This window comes from Ruegeria sp. H6 (genome assembly GCF_056532975.1).
On record NZ_JBQFOA010000018.1, the window covers coordinates 1 to 18,287 of the forward strand.

Annotated in this window: 17 protein-coding genes and 2 pseudogenes; 6 read left to right on the forward strand and 13 right to left on the reverse strand. The window is 54.8% G+C overall.

Going from position 1 to position 18,287, the window contains the following annotated elements; genetic code table 11:
* The 9 genes and pseudogenes from ACR0AG_RS20650 to ACR0AG_RS20690 form a co-directional block, all read right to left on the reverse strand.
* Positions 1 to 113, reverse strand: a pseudogene (locus tag ACR0AG_RS20650) (IS6 family transposase); the annotation flags it as partial.
* Positions 114 to 161: 48 nt separating this feature from the next.
* Positions 162 to 701, reverse strand: a pseudogene (locus ACR0AG_RS20655) (thiamine pyrophosphate-dependent enzyme); the annotation flags it as partial.
* Between the two features lies 1 nt (position 702).
* Complete coding sequence (locus ACR0AG_RS20660) at positions 703 to 1,770, reverse strand: ABC transporter ATP-binding protein (RefSeq protein WP_480842303.1); 1,068 nt, start codon at positions 1,768 to 1,770, stop codon at positions 703 to 705.
* Positions 1,771 to 1,781: 11 nt separating this feature from the next.
* Positions 1,782 to 2,624 carry a carbohydrate ABC transporter permease gene (locus tag ACR0AG_RS20665; protein ID WP_480842305.1) on the reverse strand — a complete coding sequence of 281 codons (843 nt, stop codon included), beginning with the start codon at positions 2,622 to 2,624 and terminating at the stop codon, positions 1,782 to 1,784.
* A 10-nt stretch (positions 2,625 to 2,634) separates the two neighbouring features.
* Positions 2,635 to 3,498, reverse strand: a complete 864-nt coding sequence (locus ACR0AG_RS20670; protein WP_480842307.1) for a carbohydrate ABC transporter permease — start codon at positions 3,496 to 3,498, stop codon at positions 2,635 to 2,637.
* A 68-nt stretch (positions 3,499 to 3,566) separates the two neighbouring features.
* The gene (locus ACR0AG_RS20675; RefSeq protein ID WP_480842309.1) at positions 3,567 to 4,826 is read right to left on the reverse strand and encodes an ABC transporter substrate-binding protein; all 1,260 of its coding nucleotides are present in this window, start codon (positions 4,824 to 4,826) and stop codon (positions 3,567 to 3,569) included.
* Positions 4,827 to 4,871: 45 nt separating this feature from the next.
* Positions 4,872 to 6,023, reverse strand: a complete 1,152-nt coding sequence (locus ACR0AG_RS20680; RefSeq protein ID WP_480842311.1) for an aminotransferase class I/II-fold pyridoxal phosphate-dependent enzyme — start codon at positions 6,021 to 6,023, stop codon at positions 4,872 to 4,874.
* Complete coding sequence (locus ACR0AG_RS20685) at positions 6,016 to 6,765, reverse strand: FadR/GntR family transcriptional regulator (RefSeq protein ID WP_480842313.1); 750 nt, start codon at positions 6,763 to 6,765, stop codon at positions 6,016 to 6,018. The genes ACR0AG_RS20680 and ACR0AG_RS20685 overlap by 8 nt, the downstream gene beginning before the upstream one ends.
* 480 nt (positions 6,766 to 7,245) lie before the next feature.
* Entirely contained in the window at positions 7,246 to 8,082 is an 837-nt protein-coding gene (locus ACR0AG_RS20690; RefSeq protein WP_480842315.1) for a dienelactone hydrolase family protein, read from the reverse strand.
* Between the two features lie 127 nt (positions 8,083 to 8,209).
* On the opposite strand from ACR0AG_RS20690, the gene ACR0AG_RS20695 reads away from it, so the two are divergent.
* A complete protein-coding gene (locus ACR0AG_RS20695; RefSeq protein WP_480842317.1) occupies positions 8,210 to 8,611 on the forward strand; it encodes a winged helix-turn-helix transcriptional regulator in 402 nt (133 codons plus the stop codon).
* Positions 8,612 to 9,078: 467 nt separating this feature from the next.
* Here the strand turns inward: ACR0AG_RS20695 and ACR0AG_RS20700 are convergent, their stop codons facing one another.
* From ACR0AG_RS20700 to ACR0AG_RS20715, 4 genes are read right to left on the reverse strand one after another with little or no spacing between them, the layout of a single operon-like run.
* The gene (locus tag ACR0AG_RS20700) at positions 9,079 to 9,876 is read right to left on the reverse strand and encodes an ABC transporter permease (protein WP_480842319.1); all 798 of its coding nucleotides are present in this window, start codon (positions 9,874 to 9,876) and stop codon (positions 9,079 to 9,081) included.
* Complete coding sequence (locus ACR0AG_RS20705) at positions 9,873 to 10,625, reverse strand: ABC transporter permease (RefSeq protein ID WP_480660846.1); 753 nt, start codon at positions 10,623 to 10,625, stop codon at positions 9,873 to 9,875. The genes ACR0AG_RS20700 and ACR0AG_RS20705 overlap by 4 nt, the downstream gene beginning before the upstream one ends.
* Before the next feature lie 9 nt (positions 10,626 to 10,634).
* Entirely contained in the window at positions 10,635 to 11,399 is a 765-nt protein-coding gene (locus ACR0AG_RS20710; RefSeq protein ID WP_480842321.1) for a transporter substrate-binding domain-containing protein, read from the reverse strand.
* Between the two features lie 41 nt (positions 11,400 to 11,440).
* Complete coding sequence (locus ACR0AG_RS20715; RefSeq protein ID WP_480842323.1) at positions 11,441 to 12,238, reverse strand: ABC transporter ATP-binding protein; 798 nt, start codon at positions 12,236 to 12,238, stop codon at positions 11,441 to 11,443.
* Positions 12,239 to 12,315: 77 nt separating this feature from the next.
* Here ACR0AG_RS20715 and ACR0AG_RS20720 point away from each other — a divergent pair, with 77 nt between their 5' ends.
* The 5 genes from ACR0AG_RS20720 (at position 12,316) to ACR0AG_RS20740 (ending at position 18,054) form a co-directional block, all read left to right on the forward strand.
* Positions 12,316 to 12,972: a TetR family transcriptional regulator C-terminal domain-containing protein gene (locus ACR0AG_RS20720; protein ID WP_480842325.1), complete on the forward strand. Its 657-nt coding sequence runs from the start codon at positions 12,316 to 12,318 to the stop codon at positions 12,970 to 12,972.
* The gene (locus ACR0AG_RS20725; RefSeq protein ID WP_480842327.1) at positions 12,969 to 14,153 is read left to right on the forward strand and encodes a pyridoxal phosphate-dependent aminotransferase; all 1,185 of its coding nucleotides are present in this window, start codon (positions 12,969 to 12,971) and stop codon (positions 14,151 to 14,153) included. The genes ACR0AG_RS20720 and ACR0AG_RS20725 overlap by 4 nt, the downstream gene beginning before the upstream one ends.
* Positions 14,150 to 15,754 carry a 5-guanidino-2-oxopentanoate decarboxylase gene (locus tag ACR0AG_RS20730; protein WP_480842329.1) on the forward strand — a complete coding sequence of 535 codons (1,605 nt, stop codon included), beginning with the start codon at positions 14,150 to 14,152 and terminating at the stop codon, positions 15,752 to 15,754. The genes ACR0AG_RS20725 and ACR0AG_RS20730 overlap by 4 nt, the downstream gene beginning before the upstream one ends.
* A 3-nt stretch (positions 15,755 to 15,757) precedes the next feature.
* Positions 15,758 to 16,540 (forward strand): dimethylarginine dimethylaminohydrolase family protein, encoded by a 783-nt coding sequence (locus ACR0AG_RS20735; RefSeq protein WP_480842331.1) that lies wholly within the window; start codon positions 15,758 to 15,760, stop codon positions 16,538 to 16,540.
* Between the two features lie 506 nt (positions 16,541 to 17,046).
* Positions 17,047 to 18,054 carry a glycoside hydrolase domain-containing protein gene (locus ACR0AG_RS20740; protein WP_480842333.1) on the forward strand — a complete coding sequence of 336 codons (1,008 nt, stop codon included), beginning with the start codon at positions 17,047 to 17,049 and terminating at the stop codon, positions 18,052 to 18,054.
* The last annotated feature ends 233 nt before the right edge of the window (positions 18,055 to 18,287 follow it).

Genomic DNA, 18,287 nt, shown 5'->3' on the forward strand with positions numbered 1-18,287 from the left:
TCCACATCCGCAGTGCTCATGGCAAACCGATGGTATACCCAAACCGCGTAGGCAATGACCTCACGAGGGTAGCGAAAGCCCTTCAGGCGCGGCATGCGGGATGAAATGTTCATTCATCGCCTTTAGTCGTCGTCGAAACGCCAGGCAACTTGGCAATACCCCCACCAGCAATTGCGCAGGTCGTGTTTGGCGCCTTCGAGAAGCGCCTCATAGATATTGCCTTCGTCCAGCTCAGCATCGCCAACCAACGCAACCATTCGGCCTTTGGGCTCGTTGATCCATCCATGGCTGCCCAGATAGTCCTGCGTCAGGCTGGCGAACGCCGTCATCGCAACACCCATCCCGACCGACCCGGTCGAGAAGTCGACATCATCCTTGTCCTTGGTGCGCGATGGATAGGGTTGTGCGCCTCCAAGGCCGCGGAAATCCTGCAACTGCTGCAGGCTCTGGTTTCCAAGAAGATACTGGATCGCATGGAAGACCGGGCTCGCGTGCGGTTTGACTGCAACGCGATCCTCGGGGCGCAGCACATCGAAATATAGCGCGTTCAGTATCGCATTCATCGAGGCTGATGACGCCTGATGACCACCCACCTTGATCCTGCCTTTGGCGCGAATGTTGTTGGCATTGTGGATCATCCACGATGACAGCCAGAGCGTCTTTTTCTCAAGCGCTGCCCGAACTTCCAATTCGTTCGTCATCTCAGGCGATCCGCCGCAAAGCTGTGCCGTCATTGGCAAAAAGATGAGCGTTTTCTGTCTGAATGCGCAGACCAAGCTGTTCGCCAGACTTTACGGGGATATTGCCATGCTTGCGCACCATCATTGACCCGATGCCTTCGACGTTGACATAGATGTTCGTGTCCGAGCCCAGATGTTCAACAACATCAGCCACGGCCGAAAGATCACCTGTGCCATTGTCCACGACATCAATATGCTCTGGTCTTACGCCCAGCTCTTTCGCCTGTGCGGTAAGAGGTTGATCAGGAAGCTCGATTTCGGCTCCATTTCCGGCGGTCACACCTGTATCGGTTCCAGTGACAGGCACGACATTCATGGTGGGTGAGCCGATGAACTGCGCAACAAACTTGTTGGCCGGACGTTCGTAAAGTTCCAACGGGCTGCCGACCTGTTGGATATCACCACCGTTCAGAACAACGATCCTGTCTGCCAGCGTCAATGCTTCGACCTGATCATGTGTCACGTAGATCATGGTTGCGCTGAGTTTTTGATGTAGCCGCGCTATCTCCAACCGCATCTCGACACGCAGCGCCGCGTCGAGATTTGACAGGGGCTCGTCAAACAGGAAGGCCTGCGGATCACGGATGATGGCTCTGCCCATGGCAACCCGCTGACGTTGTCCGCCCGAAAGGGCCTTGGGCAAGCGATCCGTCAGGTTGGATAGGCCCAAAGTTTCCGCCGCCTGGGCGACCTTTGATTTGCGTTCCGCTGCCGGATCTTTGCGGATTTCCATCGAGAAACCCATATTCCGCGCGACATCCATATGCGGATAGAGAGCGTAGGATTGGAACACCATCGCGATGTCCCGATCCCTTGGTCTCACATCGTTCATACGCTCGCCATCAATCAGGAAATCGCCGTTTGATATCGGCTCAAGACCGGCAATCATGCGTAGCAGAGTGGACTTGCCGCAGCCCGAAGGACCCACCAGAACGATGAACTCACCATCCTGGATCTCAAGGTCGATGTTGCGCAGGACCTCAACGGATCCATATCGTTTTGCAACGTCACGAAGTTCGATACGTGCCATGATCTGGCCTCCTATCCTTTGACCGCGCCGGACGTGAGGCCCTGCACGAGATAGCGTTGAATGAAGATGAAGAAGAGACAGCTTGGGATCAGCGCCAGCACGCCGGCTGCCATCATTTGCCCCCAATCGACCGAGAACTTGGAAACAAACGTCAACAGGCCAACCGGGAAGGTCATTGCGTCGTTCTTCGAAATCAGCATCAGCGCAAACAGCAACTCTGACCATGCTGCAGTAAAGACAAATCCAAGCGTCGCCCCGAGACCGGGCAATGTCAGTGGAAACACGACTTTGCACAGCGCCTGAAATCGCGAACAGCCATCCATCATTGCCGCGTCTTCCAGATCTTTGGGAATGCCGTCAAAGAATGACTGCATCAGGAAAGTTGCAAAGGGGATGTTGAACGCAGTGTAGACAACAATCAGGCTTGTCAGCGAATTCAGCAGACCGAGGTCGGCGACGATCTTGTAGATTGGGGCAATGATCATCAGTAGCGGGAACATCTGGGTGATCAACATCAATGCTATGATGATCCGTTTGCCCGCAAATACGAAGCGCGAAAACGCATAGCCCGCCCCGGCTGCAAACAGCGTTGTAAAGAAAGCCGCCCCAAGGGATACAACCAACGAGTTCCGAAAGTAGGCCACAAAATCAGTCTGGAAAATGACCGTCGTGAAGTTCGAGAACGTGACCTCGCTTGGAAACAGCCTGGTGCCTTCCGAGTAGATCAACTCATCCGGTGTAAGCCCGATCTTGAGCAGCCAATAGAGCGGGAACAGCGCAAAGATCAAATAGAATGCGAGCGCTGCATACTTCCCTAAGACCATTGCAGGGTTGTGTTTTTGGATGACTGACATGGCTAACTCCTCAGATCTTGACCAGCTTCTTACGAAGCCAGAGCAGGATGACAGCGTAGATCAGAAGGATTACCAGAAGTGCCACGGCGATGGTCGACGCATAGCCAAAATCCAGTTTGCGGAAGGCCGTGGTGAAGATGTAGGTCGACAGAATTTGTGTCGAATTAGCAGGCCCACCGCCGGTCATCACGTAGATCAGATCAGCAAAGTTGGCGATCCAGATTGTTCGCAGCATCACGGTGATCGCGATCATCGGAGCAAGGAACGGCAAAGTGATCTTGGTGAAAGTCTGCCATGGGCTCGCGCCATCAACTTCCGCTGCTTCGTAAAGCTCACCGGGTATCGATTGCAAAGCTGCCAGCAGCGTGATGGCAAAAAACGGCACGCCGAACCAGATATTCGCAGTGATCGGGCCCCACATCGCAAGCTTAGGATCACCAAGGATGTTGTAAGGCTCTGACAGAATGCCAAGTGCTGCCAGCCAATGCGGTAACGGACCGATGACCGGGTTGAACAGCCACGCCCATGTCAGCGCGGACAGAAATGTTGGGACGGCCCATGGTAGGAAAACGAGGGCCTGAAACAGCTTTTTGCCAAAGAACTGTGTGTTCAAAAGCATCGCAAGGCCAAGGCCAAGCAGGAATTGGAACGTAATCGACCAGAAAGTCCAGAACAGCGTGTTCTCCATCGCGATCCAGAACTTGCGATCACTCCAGAGATCGACATAGTTTTCGAACCCGATCCAGCCGGAGGCAAAAGGCTTCAACAGCTCAATGGATTGGAATGAGTAAGAGATTCCGATGATCAGCGGGATCATGATCACCGCACCGATCAGAAGGATCGCGGGTGACAGATAGAAGAACGGCTCGACCATATATTGCAGGTAAAGCGAGCGTCGTGCCCGGGTTTCCCCGGGCCTGACAGTTTTTTGAGCGCGAGCAATCACTGGTTCGCCTTCCACTTGGCGTGCTCGTCGGTGAGGAACTCAGCCCACTCGTCCGCGACGTCCTGAGCGCTGCGCTGACCCAGCAAAGCTTCCTGGCTGGTTTCCAGCAGAAGCGTGCTGCCAAAATAACCCCACTGCTCAAGGTTGGTTGGCATTGTGGTCGGCACATATTGCTCGCCATTTAGCTCCTCGAACCAGCCTTTGAACTGCTCGGTCTGGAAATGCGGATCCTGATCAGCACCTTTGTGGATTGGAATAACGCCTACCCGTTTGGCCCATGTGGCATTGGCCTCTGGCGAGGACAGAGCCGCGACCAGATCAAAGGCTTCGTCTTCGTGCTCGGTCGCGTTGAAGATCGACCAGCCTGCAAAACCAATGGTCGGGAACGCTTTGCCCGAAGGTCCGACCGGCATCGGAATAACTGCAAAGTCTTCTGCGGGCATCCGCTCGGCAATGGCGATCAGAGCGTCGGGGTCTTGATCAAGGAATGCACAGGTGCCGGAATAGAAACCAGCCACGATTTCGTTGAATCCCCAGCTGACGCTGTCCTTGGGTGCATATCCGTTCTGATACATGTCGATCATGAACTGGATGCCTTCGACCGAGCCGGGCTCATTGATGCGGCTGACGCCATCTTCAGTGAAGAATTCGTTGGTGCCGTTCATAGCTGCGGCGAACATGATCCAGCCATTGGTGCCGCCGGGACCACCGCGCAAACAATACCCGTATTTACCATCAAGCTCGGATACCGCCGACGAAGCTGCCTTGAACTCTTCCATCGTTGCCGGAGGAGCATCGACACCCGCTTCGGCCAGCAATTTCTTGTTGTAGAACATCGCCCGCAGGTAGAAACCATACGGGATCATGTAGAGATCACCTGCCTGGCTGCCCATCGCGACAGTCTTATCGGTCAGCGTTGCCCCATGGTCCCATCCGGCTACATGGTCTTTGAGGCTGACCAGTTGGTCGGACCCTGCATAGAGTGCCTGCCATGTATCGGGCATTTCAACCACATCGGGGATGTCCCCGCCCGCGACCATTGTGGCCAGTTTTTCGAATGCGCTGCCCCATGGCAGCGACACGATCTCGACAGTGACGTCAGGGTTGGCGGCCTCAAACTCATCAACGATGCCCTGAAGCACTTCGGTACGCTCTGGGCTTGTGATCACCTCAACCAGTTTCAGTGTGGTTTCGGCATACGAGGCCGATCCCATCAGCGCGGCAGCAGCTGTCAGTCCTGCTAGTAGTTTTTTCATGTTTTCCTCCTGTTGGTTTTAATTTCTGCTTGGGGTCGAATTTTTTTAATCGGTGCTTTTTGCGAGTGCTGATGTGAAATCGGCCCAGAGATCGTCGGCTGACTCGAGCCCAAGATTCAGGCGCACAAGATTGGGCGAGACGCCAAACTTCTGCATCGAGTTCTGTTTACCGGCTTGAGCAAGTCCGACACGCGCCGGCAGGATCAGGCTTTCGAAGCCACCCCAACTCACGCCGAGGCGGAAAAGGTTCAACGCATCGGAGAACTTTGCGATGTCGACACTGTCATCGAACTCGATCGACATAAGCCCAGACCGCCCCGTCAATCCGGGAGTGTCGTTTGCACCGGGTGAATTGACCTGCCGAACCTGTGGAATTGCGGCCAGGCGATCAACGAACATGTTGGCCGCCGCCTGATGCTGCATCATGCGCGCATGCAAAGTACGCAGGCCTCGCGTCAGCAGGAACGCCTCAAAGGGCGCCAGTTTCGCGCCGAGCAAAGGAAGGGTCAGATCACGGATGCGAGCGATATGGTCCAGGGAGGCGACCACCACGCCCGCAACCGTGTCCGAGTGCCCCGAGATGTATTTCGAGGCTGAGTGGATGACGATGTCGATGCCCAGTGTGAGGGGGCGTTGGAATACCGGGCTTGCCCAGGAATTATCGATCATCGTCAAAACATTGTGACGTTTGGCATGTTCAGCGACACGACGCAGATCCATGGCTTCAAAGACGACCGATCCAGGGCTTTCCAGATAAGCCAGTGTCACATTCGCAAGCAGATCCGGATCATTCTCAAAACGTTCCGGCGCATAGTATTCAATATGGACCCCGAGCGGGCGCAACATGCGTTCCAGAAACCGGAAAGTATCCGGATAGACATGCTCGACACAGGCGATCCGGTCTCCGGGTTTGACAAATGCCAATAGTGTTGAGGAAATGGCTGCCATCCCGGAAGCAAAACCGACCGCGGCTTCGCCTTGCTCGGCTTCAGCCACGAGCTTTTCAAACGCAGCGACAGTTGGGTTTTCCACGCGGGTGTAGATTGCAGAATCCGATCGGCCTGCCATCCTGTCTTCGAAACTTTGATAGCTATCGAAGGTAAACAGTGAGGTTTGGACGATCGGAGGTGTCACTGCCCCATCAGAGTCGGGCAGTACCGCTGCTAGCAGGGTCGCGATGTCTCTATGATCAGACATTCTGGTTCTCCATGATCTGGCGAATTTCTGCTTCGACCATGTCCATGATTTCACCGACTATCCGCCCGGCTTCGTCGGCATTACCCAAGACAACCGCCTCGGCAAGTTTTGTGTGAATTGGGATTGTCGCCTGACCCAGATGCGGCTGACCGAACGGCGCTTCGTAAACCTCATTGAAGCCTTGCTGGATCTGACGGATCAATTGCCCGAACAGAGGGTTCCCACAAGCGTCGTGCAGTGATGAATGGAACCGGTAGTCAGCCTGACGCCAGTCTTCACCAGCGGCGTGAGTGGCTATGAGCTCGGCAACACGGGCAGTAATCAACAGTCCTTGCGCCTCAGTGCAATTCAGTGCCGCCATCCTTGCCGCTTCGATTTCCAAGGGCCTGCGTACTGCGTGGGTTCGCAACAGGCTCTCTGCTTCAAGCTTCAGTGTCAGAGGAAGATGAATCGCATTTGCCGACACTTCAGCCGCCAATCGAGTCCCCGCTTTTTTATTGCGTACAACGATGCCCATGTTCTGCCAACTCGTCAGGGCCTCGCGAACCTTCGCCCGACCAATTCCAAGGCGGCGTGCGATTTCTACTTCCGGCGGCAGACGGTCACCAACTTTCAAACCTTCCGCATCAATCATCTCGGAAAGCGCATCCAGAACATCCCGGCTGGTGCTGCCGGGAGGTAACTCTTTTAGCGAGTTCCCTGCCTCTTCGCTCTGTTCCTGGGGCGGTAAATTTTCTGTCACGTGCGGTGGCTCCGAATCAGGTTAATTACAACAATACATTTAATGTCAGACAAAATATACTATAATGTCGGACATTATTTTACCAATGCGATCTACGAGGTATTGCTTGGATCGGAACTGAGACAGAATGCCCCTTATTGTAGGCTGTTGTCATTTTGCGGCCGACGGTGTGTAAAAACTCCGGCTCACGAGCTCAATCGTCGCGCTCGTTTTTGGCGCCTGTGCAAAAACTCTCTCAGTAGCGCGAGAGAGTGAACGTAGAGAGTGTTTTCGGCTTATTTCACCAGACCGCCAGAGTCTTCACACAGCCGGTCCAAAGGAGACATACAGGGTACCGTTCGAATGCCGCATCGGCAGCCCGCATTGCTGCCGTTCGCTGCGCCGCCAGAATCCGTGATTGGACGAACTCACACAGTTTTGCGGACTTTGATGCCATCCACCCTAAAAACTAGAACGACTGCTTCCGAAAATCTGCATCAATTACTTCTTAATGAGGGACGACCGAAGGTAAGCCATAATCTTGTCGCGAGCCGCCAGCGTTGGTTCGCCTTCGCTATCAATCAGATGCTGCGTCACAACGCTATGTGGTGACTGAATACACTGAGCGAAGAACGGCGATGTGTTCGGATTTGCCGCACTGTCTGGCAAAACGGTGTCGTCGAAGTGATCTCCGAACGTTTTTGCGTAGGTCTTGAACCGCGCGGCCATACAAAACTTGTCGCCGTCGAAACGGTAGGCCTTTACGGTCAAATCATCCCGTTGAAGGCGCTGAGCGACAGCTTCAGCTTCATCGTCAGACATTTCGATTGCGGCCGGGTTATCTAGAGGTAGTGAAGGCTGACAGGCCACTGCCGCCTTCATCGCAGGCTCGATCATCATCGAAATCGCGAAATTTCCGCTAAAGCACATGCCGACTGCACCCACTCCTACTCCGCCGCACTCCTGATGGGCTTGCGTTGCAAGGGCCCTCAGCCAGGCGACAACGGGGCTAGTCCCACCTCCAGCCATAACGCGAAACTCGCGCGATACGCAGACGCGTTGGAAAATCTGCCTACCCTCGTCCGCCAGCGGAACAGCACCGTCCCGCCCAAAAAGGGATGGCATGTAGACGGTAAAGCCCGCGTCTCGCACCCAACGGGCGAACCGTGCAACCTGTGGCGAAATACCCGGTATCTCATGCATGACGATGACAGCGGGTCCTGACCCGGCGAGATACACAACCTTCGTGGCATCTAGCAGCTTCAATTTGCGTTGCGCGAAATCGGTTAGCGGATCATCTGTGGTCAAGGAGGGGCGACCGGAGTCGTTGTTGGACATATGCGAATCCTCAGTCTAGATGTTGAACTCAACCCGAAACGATCAAACCTAAGTCCATATGTCAAACTCAGACAACAACACCCAGCGAATCCGTGCTCGTGCTCCGGTACCATTGGACCGCTGCGGAATGGCGAAAGCGTCAGACATTCTAGGCGACCGCTGGTCGCTTCTGATCCTGCGCGAGGCTTTCTACGGGGTCATGCGGTTCGCCGATATTCAAGCGGACATTGGCGCACCACGCTCAATTCTGACGGCCCGGCTCACCAAACTCGTGGATCTCTGCTTGCTGGAGCGATTTGAATATCAAGAAGACGGCTCCCGCACGCGACAGGCCTATAGACTGACCGATCGTGGTCGAGAGCTCGGCGTCATCTTTCTGGCCATGAAGCAATGGTGGGACGATGGTGATGATCAGAGTTCAACTGTCAGATTTGTTCCTGATGGTTCCGGGCAACCGGTTAGAGTGGTTTTACAGGATGACAACGGACAAGAGGTTGACCTATCTGACATTAGAGTCCGCATTGACTGAAGACTTGCTCCTTCAGACCCACTTTTAGATCTGACAATAATTTCTCTTGCTTTGCGTCACCCTGAGTGCGGCCCTTCGACCAATGCGCCGCATCTGCTTTAGTAGGCTCGAAGCCTACCTCGAAAGCGGAGCAACCCCGTCTTTAGCGCTCCGGGGTAAAGCCTCCACAGGCGGCCCAAAGCGGTTATGCATCAATTGATTTGAATGCTGCGTCGCAGCCCGTCAAAGCTGCCGTTCGCTGCGTGCGCAATAATCGAGCATTGGCGAAGGAAGTCACACTTGAAATCAATGGAATGAGGTTTTCCTTCAGGAAACGTTTACCACTCTGCTATCCTAAAGGGCAAAGCTGACGTTCCATGTGCAGTTTCGATTAACCACCTTGCTTGTCTTTTTGCAATTTCAATAATTCTGGTTAATTCTTTAAGAATTGTCTTTGGGCGTCAGCTCTTTCTCCGCTTCTATAGATACTATCCGAAGCTGCCATTCCTGCGTCCAGTACCAAGTACCTTAACTTCTAACCAGTGGAAGCCCAACGCGATCACACCCGCCACGAGAATGTAAAAAACCGCCAACAGTAGAAGCGGTTCATAGATTATGAACGTGTCTGAACGCACCCGAGAAGATACTGCGTAGATATCGACAACGGTGATGGTCGCAACCAGTGGGGTTGCCTTCAATTGCAGGATGGTTTCACCACCCAGCGTTGGCAATACATTTCGAACTGCCTGCGGCAACCAGATGCGTCGAAACATCGTCAGCCTTGGCATTCCAAATGATTTGGCTGCCTCAAGTTGCCCCTTGGCAACCCCCTTGAAGGCGCCACGCATGACCTCACCCTCGTAGCCGGCATAAGACAGCGTCAGAGCCAGCACCGCATAGGGCCAAGCCTGACGAAGGTAGGGCCAGAGCTCGGATGAGCGTATCCACGGGAATTGGGGGAAGAGCGATCCAAGCCCATAATACAACAACCAAAGTTGCAGCAGCAGCGGCGTGCCACGGATGATGGTACAAAATGCTTTTGCAGGTGCGGCAAGATACCAGGGACCGACCGCCTGTGCCAATCCAAGCGGTACTGCGAGAAGGAAACCGAGAACGACTGTGACGACAAGCAGCCAGATTGTCGTCCAGATGCCCCGAAGGGCCAGCGGGGCGTATTTCGGTATCCAGTCCCACTGCAGCGATACTGCACACCAGATAACGATCCCGGTGAAGATCAGTATCATCACGATGCGATGAGGCTGCATCAATGATTTGAAATCGTTCATCTGCTCCCTCCCTTCAGAGAGGGTTGGCCGCGACGGGCCCATTTCTCAATCCGTGCGAAGATACCGCCAGAAAAGAGCGTGACCATGAGATAGAGAAAACCCGCCGCCAGAAAGAAAGTGAAATAGGCGCGCGTACTACTGGCGGCCTGTCGCGTTTCCAATGTCAGCTCGTTGAAACCCACGACCGCAAGCAGTGCCGTGTCTTTGGTCGCAATCAGCCACAGGTTCGCCAAACCGGGTACGGCGAAGCTCATCATGGCCGGAATTGTGACACGCCGCATGGTCATAAAGGCGGGCATCCCAAAAGATTTGGCGGCCTCGATTTGACCGGGCGGAACCGCCTGAATGGCACCGCGAAGAATCTCGGTTGCATATGCGCCCTGAACGATGCCCAGCACCCATATGCCTGCGCCAACGCCACTAACCTCGACGCGACCACCACCCATGGCGGCAGAAATTTTGTTGATGATATCCGATCCCACGTAATACAGGATCAGGATCAGGACCAGTTCCGGCACGGCCCGGATCACCGTCGTATAAATGGCGAGAAGATCGCGCGTGACCTTCCCGCCATAAAGTTTGCCATAGGCTCCGAACAGTCCGATCACCAGACCGAGCGCATAAGCGCCAAAGGCGATCTGCAGCGAGTGGGACAATCCGCGCAGCAGATTGCCCCCCCATCCCGGTGGCGAGAGAGACAGAAGCTCTGCGCTCTGCGCCAGCCCAAGTGAATCCAAAAGTCCGGTCACAGCAGCGGCTTAGTAGATGCTGGCCGAGAAATAGTTCGAAGTGATTTCCTCGTGCGTGCCATCGGCGAGAATTGCAGCGATGCCCTTGTTCAGCGCCTCGCGCAAATCATCCTGCCCTTTGCGGACACCAGCACCAACACCACGCCCCAGAATGGCGGGGTCATCTGCAACGGCACCTTTGATCTCGCAGCACGCACCAGCATCCGAGTTCACAAAGTCAGCCATGGCGATGCTGTCGGCCTGTGTGGCATCAATGCGGCCTGCGAACAGGTCCTGATTTGCCTCATCCTGGGTTTGGTAGACACGCAGTTCGGAATCCTTGAAGTATTCCTGCGCATAGGCCTGGTGGATGGTCGAAGCCTGAATGCCAACAACTTTACCCGCCAGCGACTCTGGGGTCGCTTCGATATCCATCGACTTATCCGCGACGATGACGGCAGGGGTATTGTAGTAAGGATCGCTGAAATCAATAGTTTTCAGCCGCTCTTCGGTGATCGACATCGAGGCCATGATCGCGTCGATCTGCTGCCCGGTCAGCGACGGGATGATACCGTCCCAGGCCACCGGCGTGATAACGCAGTCAAGTTCCGCAGCGGCGCATACGGCATTGATGACATCGATCTCCCAGCCAACCCAGGTGCCTGAACTGTCCAGCGAAGCGAATGGCGGATAGGGCTCGGCAGCGATGCCGATCTTGACCTCTTCGGCACTGGCGACACCAGCCGAAAAGATGGCGGCGGCAAGCCCCGATGCGAGTAGTTTCTTGACGTTCATTTTGTTACTCCCTTTTGGTTCATTCGTTTGTTTTGACTGAATCAAGCGACCGAGCTGAGGAATTGCTTCAGCCGTTCTGATTTTGGATTACCGAAGACCTCGGCAGGTGGACCCTGCTCTTCAATTCGGCCCTCGAAGAGATAGACAACGTGGTTGGCAACTTCGCGCGCAAATTTCATTTCATGGGTGACAAGCAGCATGGTGCGCCCTTCTGCAGCAAGATCGCGGATCACGGTCAAAACTTCGCCAACCAATTCGGGATCAAGCGCCGAGGTGGGTTCATCAAAAAGCATGACGGATGGATCTACCGCAAGCGCGCGCGCAATGGCCGCGCGCTGTTGCTGGCCACCTGACAGATAGGCCGGAAAGGTATCGGCCTTATCGCCGAGCCCTACCCTTTCCAGCAGTTCATGTGCCCGCGCGATGGCCTCTGCCTTCGGCACCTTCAAGACATACACCGGCACTTCGATCACGTTCTCTAAAAGCGTGCGGTGTGTCCACAGATTGAACTGCTGAAACACCATGGCCAACCGTGTCCGGATACGCTCGATCTGGCGGCGGTTGGACGGGCTGCCATCTACGTTCATTTCAACAAGTTCGCCACCGATGGTGATCTTTCCCGAACTCGGCGTTTCCAAGAAATTGATGCAGCGCAACATGGTGGACTTACCAGAACCCGACCCCCCGATGATGGCAACCACGTCTCCTTTGTTGGCTGTCAGGGAAACACCTTTCAGAACCTCAAGCGTACCGAAAGATTTGTGAAGGTCTTCAACCTTTATCGCCTCATTGGGCGTGGTTGCGTCGAGTGTGGGAGATACTGTTTTGGCTGTGTCCATATCCAAGAATCTTCTGATTTCAGCTTGCAGTAAGACCCGAATCTCGCAATTATGCAAGTGTATAATAATTCCGTGCCATGGATGACATTGACGTGCAGGACGACAGCCGCAAATTCAAACGTGAGTCTGCCGAGTTTCGCCGCGAGGCGCTGATACTGGCAACTTTGGACCTGATCGCCGAGATGGGCGTTCGGGGTGCCACGGTGCGAGAGATCGCTGCCCGCGCGAACGTGACACAAGGGTTGATCCGGCACTACTTCTCATCGAAGGAGAAGTTGGTGCAGGCCGCGTATGAATACCACATGAATACGCTGACAGATCAGACAGCTGCTTCGTCAGGACAGGGAAGCGCAGTTTCTCAATTGACAAACTTTGTTGACGCATCGCTGCGGCCACCAATCGTTGATCCAAGCGCTGTGGCCTTGTGGGCCGGCTTCCTGAACAAGGTGCAGCAAGATGCGAAAATGCAGCGAATCCACCAGCGAACCTATAACTATTTCCGGGGTCACCTCGAGAAGTTGATCGTCGCCGCATTGCAGGAGACCGGGCATCCAATCGAAGCGCCGAAAGCAACACAACTGGCAATTGCCTGCAACGCGGTGATCGATGGCCTTTGGCTCGAAGGAGGTGCGCTCCCGGATGCATTTTCCGAAGGCCAACTTGCGCAGATCGGATTGGATTCTGTCAGCGCTATCGTCCGGATTCCATTGACCAAAGAAGTGGAGCAACCATGAAGACCACATCCGTGACAGAACGGTTATCGGGCTTGGGCGGCGCCAAATGGGGCGTACACCTGAAAGCGCGCGACCTTATCAAGGCCGGAGCGGACATCGTCGAAATGACGATTGGAGAACCGGACGTGCCCGTGCCGGAAGCGTTGGTCGAAGCCACCGTTACCTCACTGCGGGCGGGGCGGACGGGGTACTCCAATGGGCGTGGAGAAGCCGGACTGCTTGACGCACTGGCTGCAAGCTATTCTACCTCTCGCGGGCGGGATTTCGGGCCTGAGAATTTTCTGTGCTTTCCTGGGACGCAAACTGCCCTGTTTGCAGCCATGGCCGGTGTTGCAGAGGCAGGTGATGAAGTTCTGGTCGGCGATCCGATGTACGCGACCTATGAAGGTGTCGTTCGAGCTTCCGGGGCAGAGATGGTGCCTGTACCCCTGCGACCAGAGAACGAGTTTCGCATGCAAGCGAAAGATATCGCTGCACGCATCACCCCGCGCAGCCGCGCCATTCTTCTGACAACGCCACATAACCCGACGGGCGCGATCCTGGGCGCTGCGGAAATTGCCGAGATCGGGCAACTGGCGATTGCGCGTGACTTGTGGATCATCTCGGACGAGGTTTATGAAGAACTGATCTTTGACGGTGCCCGATTTGTTTCACCATTGGCAGATCCGGAACTGGCGGATCGTGTTATTGGCGTTTCATCCATCTCGAAATCTCATGCCGCTCCGGGGTTCCGCAGTGGCTGGTGTGTCGGGCCCGCCGCGTTCTGCGAAGCGCTGCTGCCCTATTCCGAGACCATGCTTTTTGGCAATCAACCGTTCATCGCGGACATGACCGAAAAGGCGATTCGTAACGGGTCCGAGGTTGCCCCCGGGATGGCCGCCCGATTCTCTGGTCGCGCGACCCTGTTGGCCGATCGTCTTGAAGCCGAAACGGATCTGAAAGTTCACCGGCCCGAGGCGGGAATGTTCGCACTCATCAATGTCTCTGCCACCGGGCTGGATGGCGAAGCCTATGCCTGGGATCTGCTCCAGGCCGGGGTGGCCGTCATGCCTGGATCCGCTTTTGGTGAGAGCTTGAAAAACTGGGTCCGCGTTGCGCTCACGATCAGCGATACAGACTTTGCCACCGCTGTCTCGCGCATCATTGATCACGCCAACAGAAAAATACGCGAGGTTGCATGAGCGGAATGACAATCGGCGAAGCTCTGGTTTCGAAACTTCGCCAAAGGGATGTGACCTGCGTCTTCGGAATTCCGGGCGTTCACACGGTTGAGCTGTATCGCGGGCTTGCGGCCTCGGGCATTCGTCATGTTACGCCCAGGCACGAGCAGGGTGCAGGATTTATGGCCGATGGCTATGCACGCGTGTCGGGCAAACCGGGTGTGGCCTTTGTGATTACCGGCCCCGGGTTGACCAATACGCTGACGCCCATGGCGCAAGCGCGCGCCGATTCAGTGCCAATGTTGGTGGTGTCCGGTGTCAACAAAACCGCATCGCTCGGCAAGGGCTTGGGACATCTGCATGAATTGCCTGACCAACTGGGGCTGTCCAAAACAGTTGCGCTGGTGTCGGAACAAGTTGCTGACACCCAAGCGCTGGACCCGGTTTTGAACCGTGTTTTTCACAGCCTCACAAATGGTCGCCCCGGGCCGGTGCATATCGAGGTTCCGTTGGATATCGCAGCGGCTGAATATCAGGAAACACCCGCTGCGACGCGCGATCCAGAACCACCTGTTGACCCGGTACTGATCACACAAGCCGCCAAGCAACTGACTGAAGCAAAAAATGTTGTCATTTTGGCAGGTGGTGGCGCAAAACGAGTTGAGGCCGGACTGCGAGCTCTGGCCGCAGCGCTGGATGCGCCGGTGGTGCAAACCGTCAATGCGCGCGGCCTGATGCACGGGCATCCTCTGACGGTACCGGCCAGCCCAAGCCTGAATGCAGTACGTGCGCTGATAGAAGGTGCCGATTGCATACTGGCCTTGGGAACCGAGCTGGGGCCCACCGACTATGATATGTATGCGACCGGCCAAATTGCGGAAATGTCGAACATGATCCGAGTGGATAGGTGCAGCGATCAACTGACACGACATAAGGTAGCGCACACCATTCAAGGTGACGCTAACGTGGTTGTGCGGGCGCTGATTGAGGCTTTGCCGCATGAGGCAAAGCAAAGCGGTGGTGCGATACGTGCCAGCAAAACGTGCGCCGCCGTCTGGGAGGAAATTGGTCCCGACTATCGCCATCAAGTAGAAATCCTGAATGCAATACGCGCGGCGGCCCCGAATGCGCTGGTGGTCGGAGACTCCACCCAACCAATTTATGCTGGCAATCTTTTCTACGACCACGACCGGGCCGGAGGTTGGTTCAACGCAGCAACGGGCTATGGCGCGCTCGGCTATGGGATTCCTGCAGCCATCGGCGCATCGATCGCCGATCCAACCGCACGGGTGATATGTATTACCGGCGACGGAGGCGCGCAGTTTTCATCGCCTGAGATCATGGCGGCGGTAGACGAAAAACTGCCGATTACCTTCGTGATCTGGAACAATCACGGGTACCGGGAAATTGCCACGTCGATGCAGGATGTGGGCGTGGCCGTCATCGGATGTGATCCTTCGCCCCCCGATTTTGCTTCATTGGCAAAGTCCTTTGATATTCCATTCACCACGGTTCCACCCGAACCGCAGACCATCGCGCAGGCGTTGCGCAATACTGTCGCCCGGGGCGGGCCGGCAATGATCGAAGTCTCCGCTTCGCCATTCGAACCTCAGAAAGATTGAAACATGTCAGACCCAACCTTTGAATTTTCCCGCGCCATCACCCGACGCCCGGCCCCAACCATTGCCAGCGGATTGCGCGCAGAAGATATCGGCAACCCAGATTTCGACGGGATGGTGGCGGCGCATAAAGCTTACGTAGCAGCACTAAAAAGCACCGGAGCTGAGGTTATTGAACTTGAGCCCCTCGACGCATTCCCTGACGCGCAGTTTGTCGAAGATACGGCCCTTTGCCTTCCGCAAGGTGCTGTGCTGTTGCGGCCCGGTGCACCTTCGCGAATGGGTGAAGTGGCCGAAATGGCACCGACACTTCAAGCACGCTATGAAACGGTCCTCGAAATCAAAGGTCCGGGCCATATTGAAGGCGGAGATATCCTTGTGACTGGTCGCGAGATTCTCGTGGGTCGGTCTGACCGCACGGATGCAAATGGTGTCGCCGAACTCGCTAAGATCACCTCGGACTGGGGCCATAACTTGCGCGAAGTGTTCACCCCTGAAGGTGTATTGCACTTCAAGACAGATTGTTCCTTGATGGATGCCGAGACAATCCTGTCGACCCGTCGATTGGATGCATCGGGTTGCTTTGAAGGCTACCGGGTATTGTATGTAGCCGACGGCGAAGAAGCAGCCGCCAACGCAATCCGCTTCAACAATTTGGTGTTGATGGCCGCTGGCTTCCCGCGCACAGCAGAGATGTTGGATCAGGAAGGGTACTCGGTCGTTGAAATCGACAATACCGACTGTGCAAAGCTGGACGGTGGCATGTCATGTCTTTCGTTAAGGTTTTGAAGCGTTTGTCGCAGATTTTTGGCCATTGGGGTTCTTGAAGCTAATAAACAATTGAACCGTCCAAATTAGTTCCACTGACCAGACATCTGTTGATCACGCGGCAATCGACATATTGGGCTCATTCCGGACCTCGGTGCCATTGCAGCACAGTTCCCTGCTCCGCTGTCAGCTCATTGGGTAGAACCGGCCCAGAGCTGCCATTCATCTAACGGTCAAGATGCTGCGGTCGCACCCGCTTTCCCGACATTCGCTGCAGGTGCAAAAAAACCACTACATGGGGTCGGTTCCAACTGGAACGTCCCACACGTGTGTATCCGGGTTAGTAAACTCACTTTGGGAAAGAATCGCCACGCCTCAAGCGTGAGTTTCGAGATCAAGTTGATGTATGGTGAAACGATGCAGTAAACGTCAAAGCAAACTTTGATTTGCATTGGTGTTGCACAATAGAATTCATCGGCGAGGCCTACCGAAGTTTGCGTCGCGACGGTTGCTTGCTAGGAGGGGTAATGCAGGTTTCAAGGCGACAGATGTTGGCTATGGCGGGTGCCCGGTTGGTTTGCCCGTCGGAGTCATCTGCGCAGGAATTGCCTTCATTTATGCCGATATCGGTGATTGATGCAGCGTTTGATGTGACCCGTCGCGCGGGCATGGTTGAAATGCTTGTGACGCGGAACGTGCGGACGGTGTTCCGGTACTACGCTTACAAAAATCAGCCAGAGCGGAACCTGCCACACAAAGTGCTGCGCAAACCCGAAGCGCAGGCGTTGTGGGAAGCCGGGATAAATATCGGTGCGGTTTTTCAGTACAACAATGACAAGTTGGAAAGCATCACAGCTGAGCGTGGGAAAGCAGATGCCGAACATGCGTTGGAATATGCGGAAATTACAATTGGGCAACCTAGAGGATCAGCCATCTATTTTGGAATTGATGGCAGTTGGAGTGAGTCTAAACAAATAGCTGGGGTCATGGCGTATTTTAAAGCTGTGCGTTCGGCGTTTCAGCAGAGTGGCAACCGGTACCGCGTTGGGGCCTACGGTTCCGGGTTGGTTTTGGGAAGATTGCTAGACAATGGACTGGTAGATTTGAGTTGGCTAGCATTGTCGCGCGGGTGGCCGGGCACGCGGAAATTCTACAATTCCAATCAGTGGAACCTGTTCCAGTTTTCACATCATCTGTGGTTTGGGGATAATCAGGTCGATGGGAATATCATCAATCCGATGGCTACTGATATTGGCGATTTCGGGCACAAAACGGCGGCAGAACCGCAGGATTTCGCGACGTCTTTTTTGCTGAAGGATCAATTTTATTTTTCGAAAGTACGAAAGGCGGAAGTTTTTGAGAAACCCAGCAACAAATCCGAAGTCGTGAAGACGCTAACTCTGGCTCATAACCCAATCGTATTGCGATCTGAAGACGGTTGGCACGCAGTATCGCTGGATGGCACAGATCAGATTTTGGGGTATGTGAAATCGGATATTCTGGTGCCGTCTGATCAGATGCCATCTTATGATTGATTTGTAAGCGGTAGATTGCAAATTTCCAGATTGATGAATTGCGCCGCTTGCGAACTGCGTTCAGTACGCTTTTCGACCCTTTTTGAACCACGGCCTCTATAAATTCTGCGGTCGGCTTCTTTGAACACTTCGCAATAAAGGAAACGGACTGGTCAAGTTTGTTTCGAACAGCGGTATCAGCCCCCAGCTTAATCAATAATGTAGCTGAATCCACACGCCCGGCTCTAGGCTTC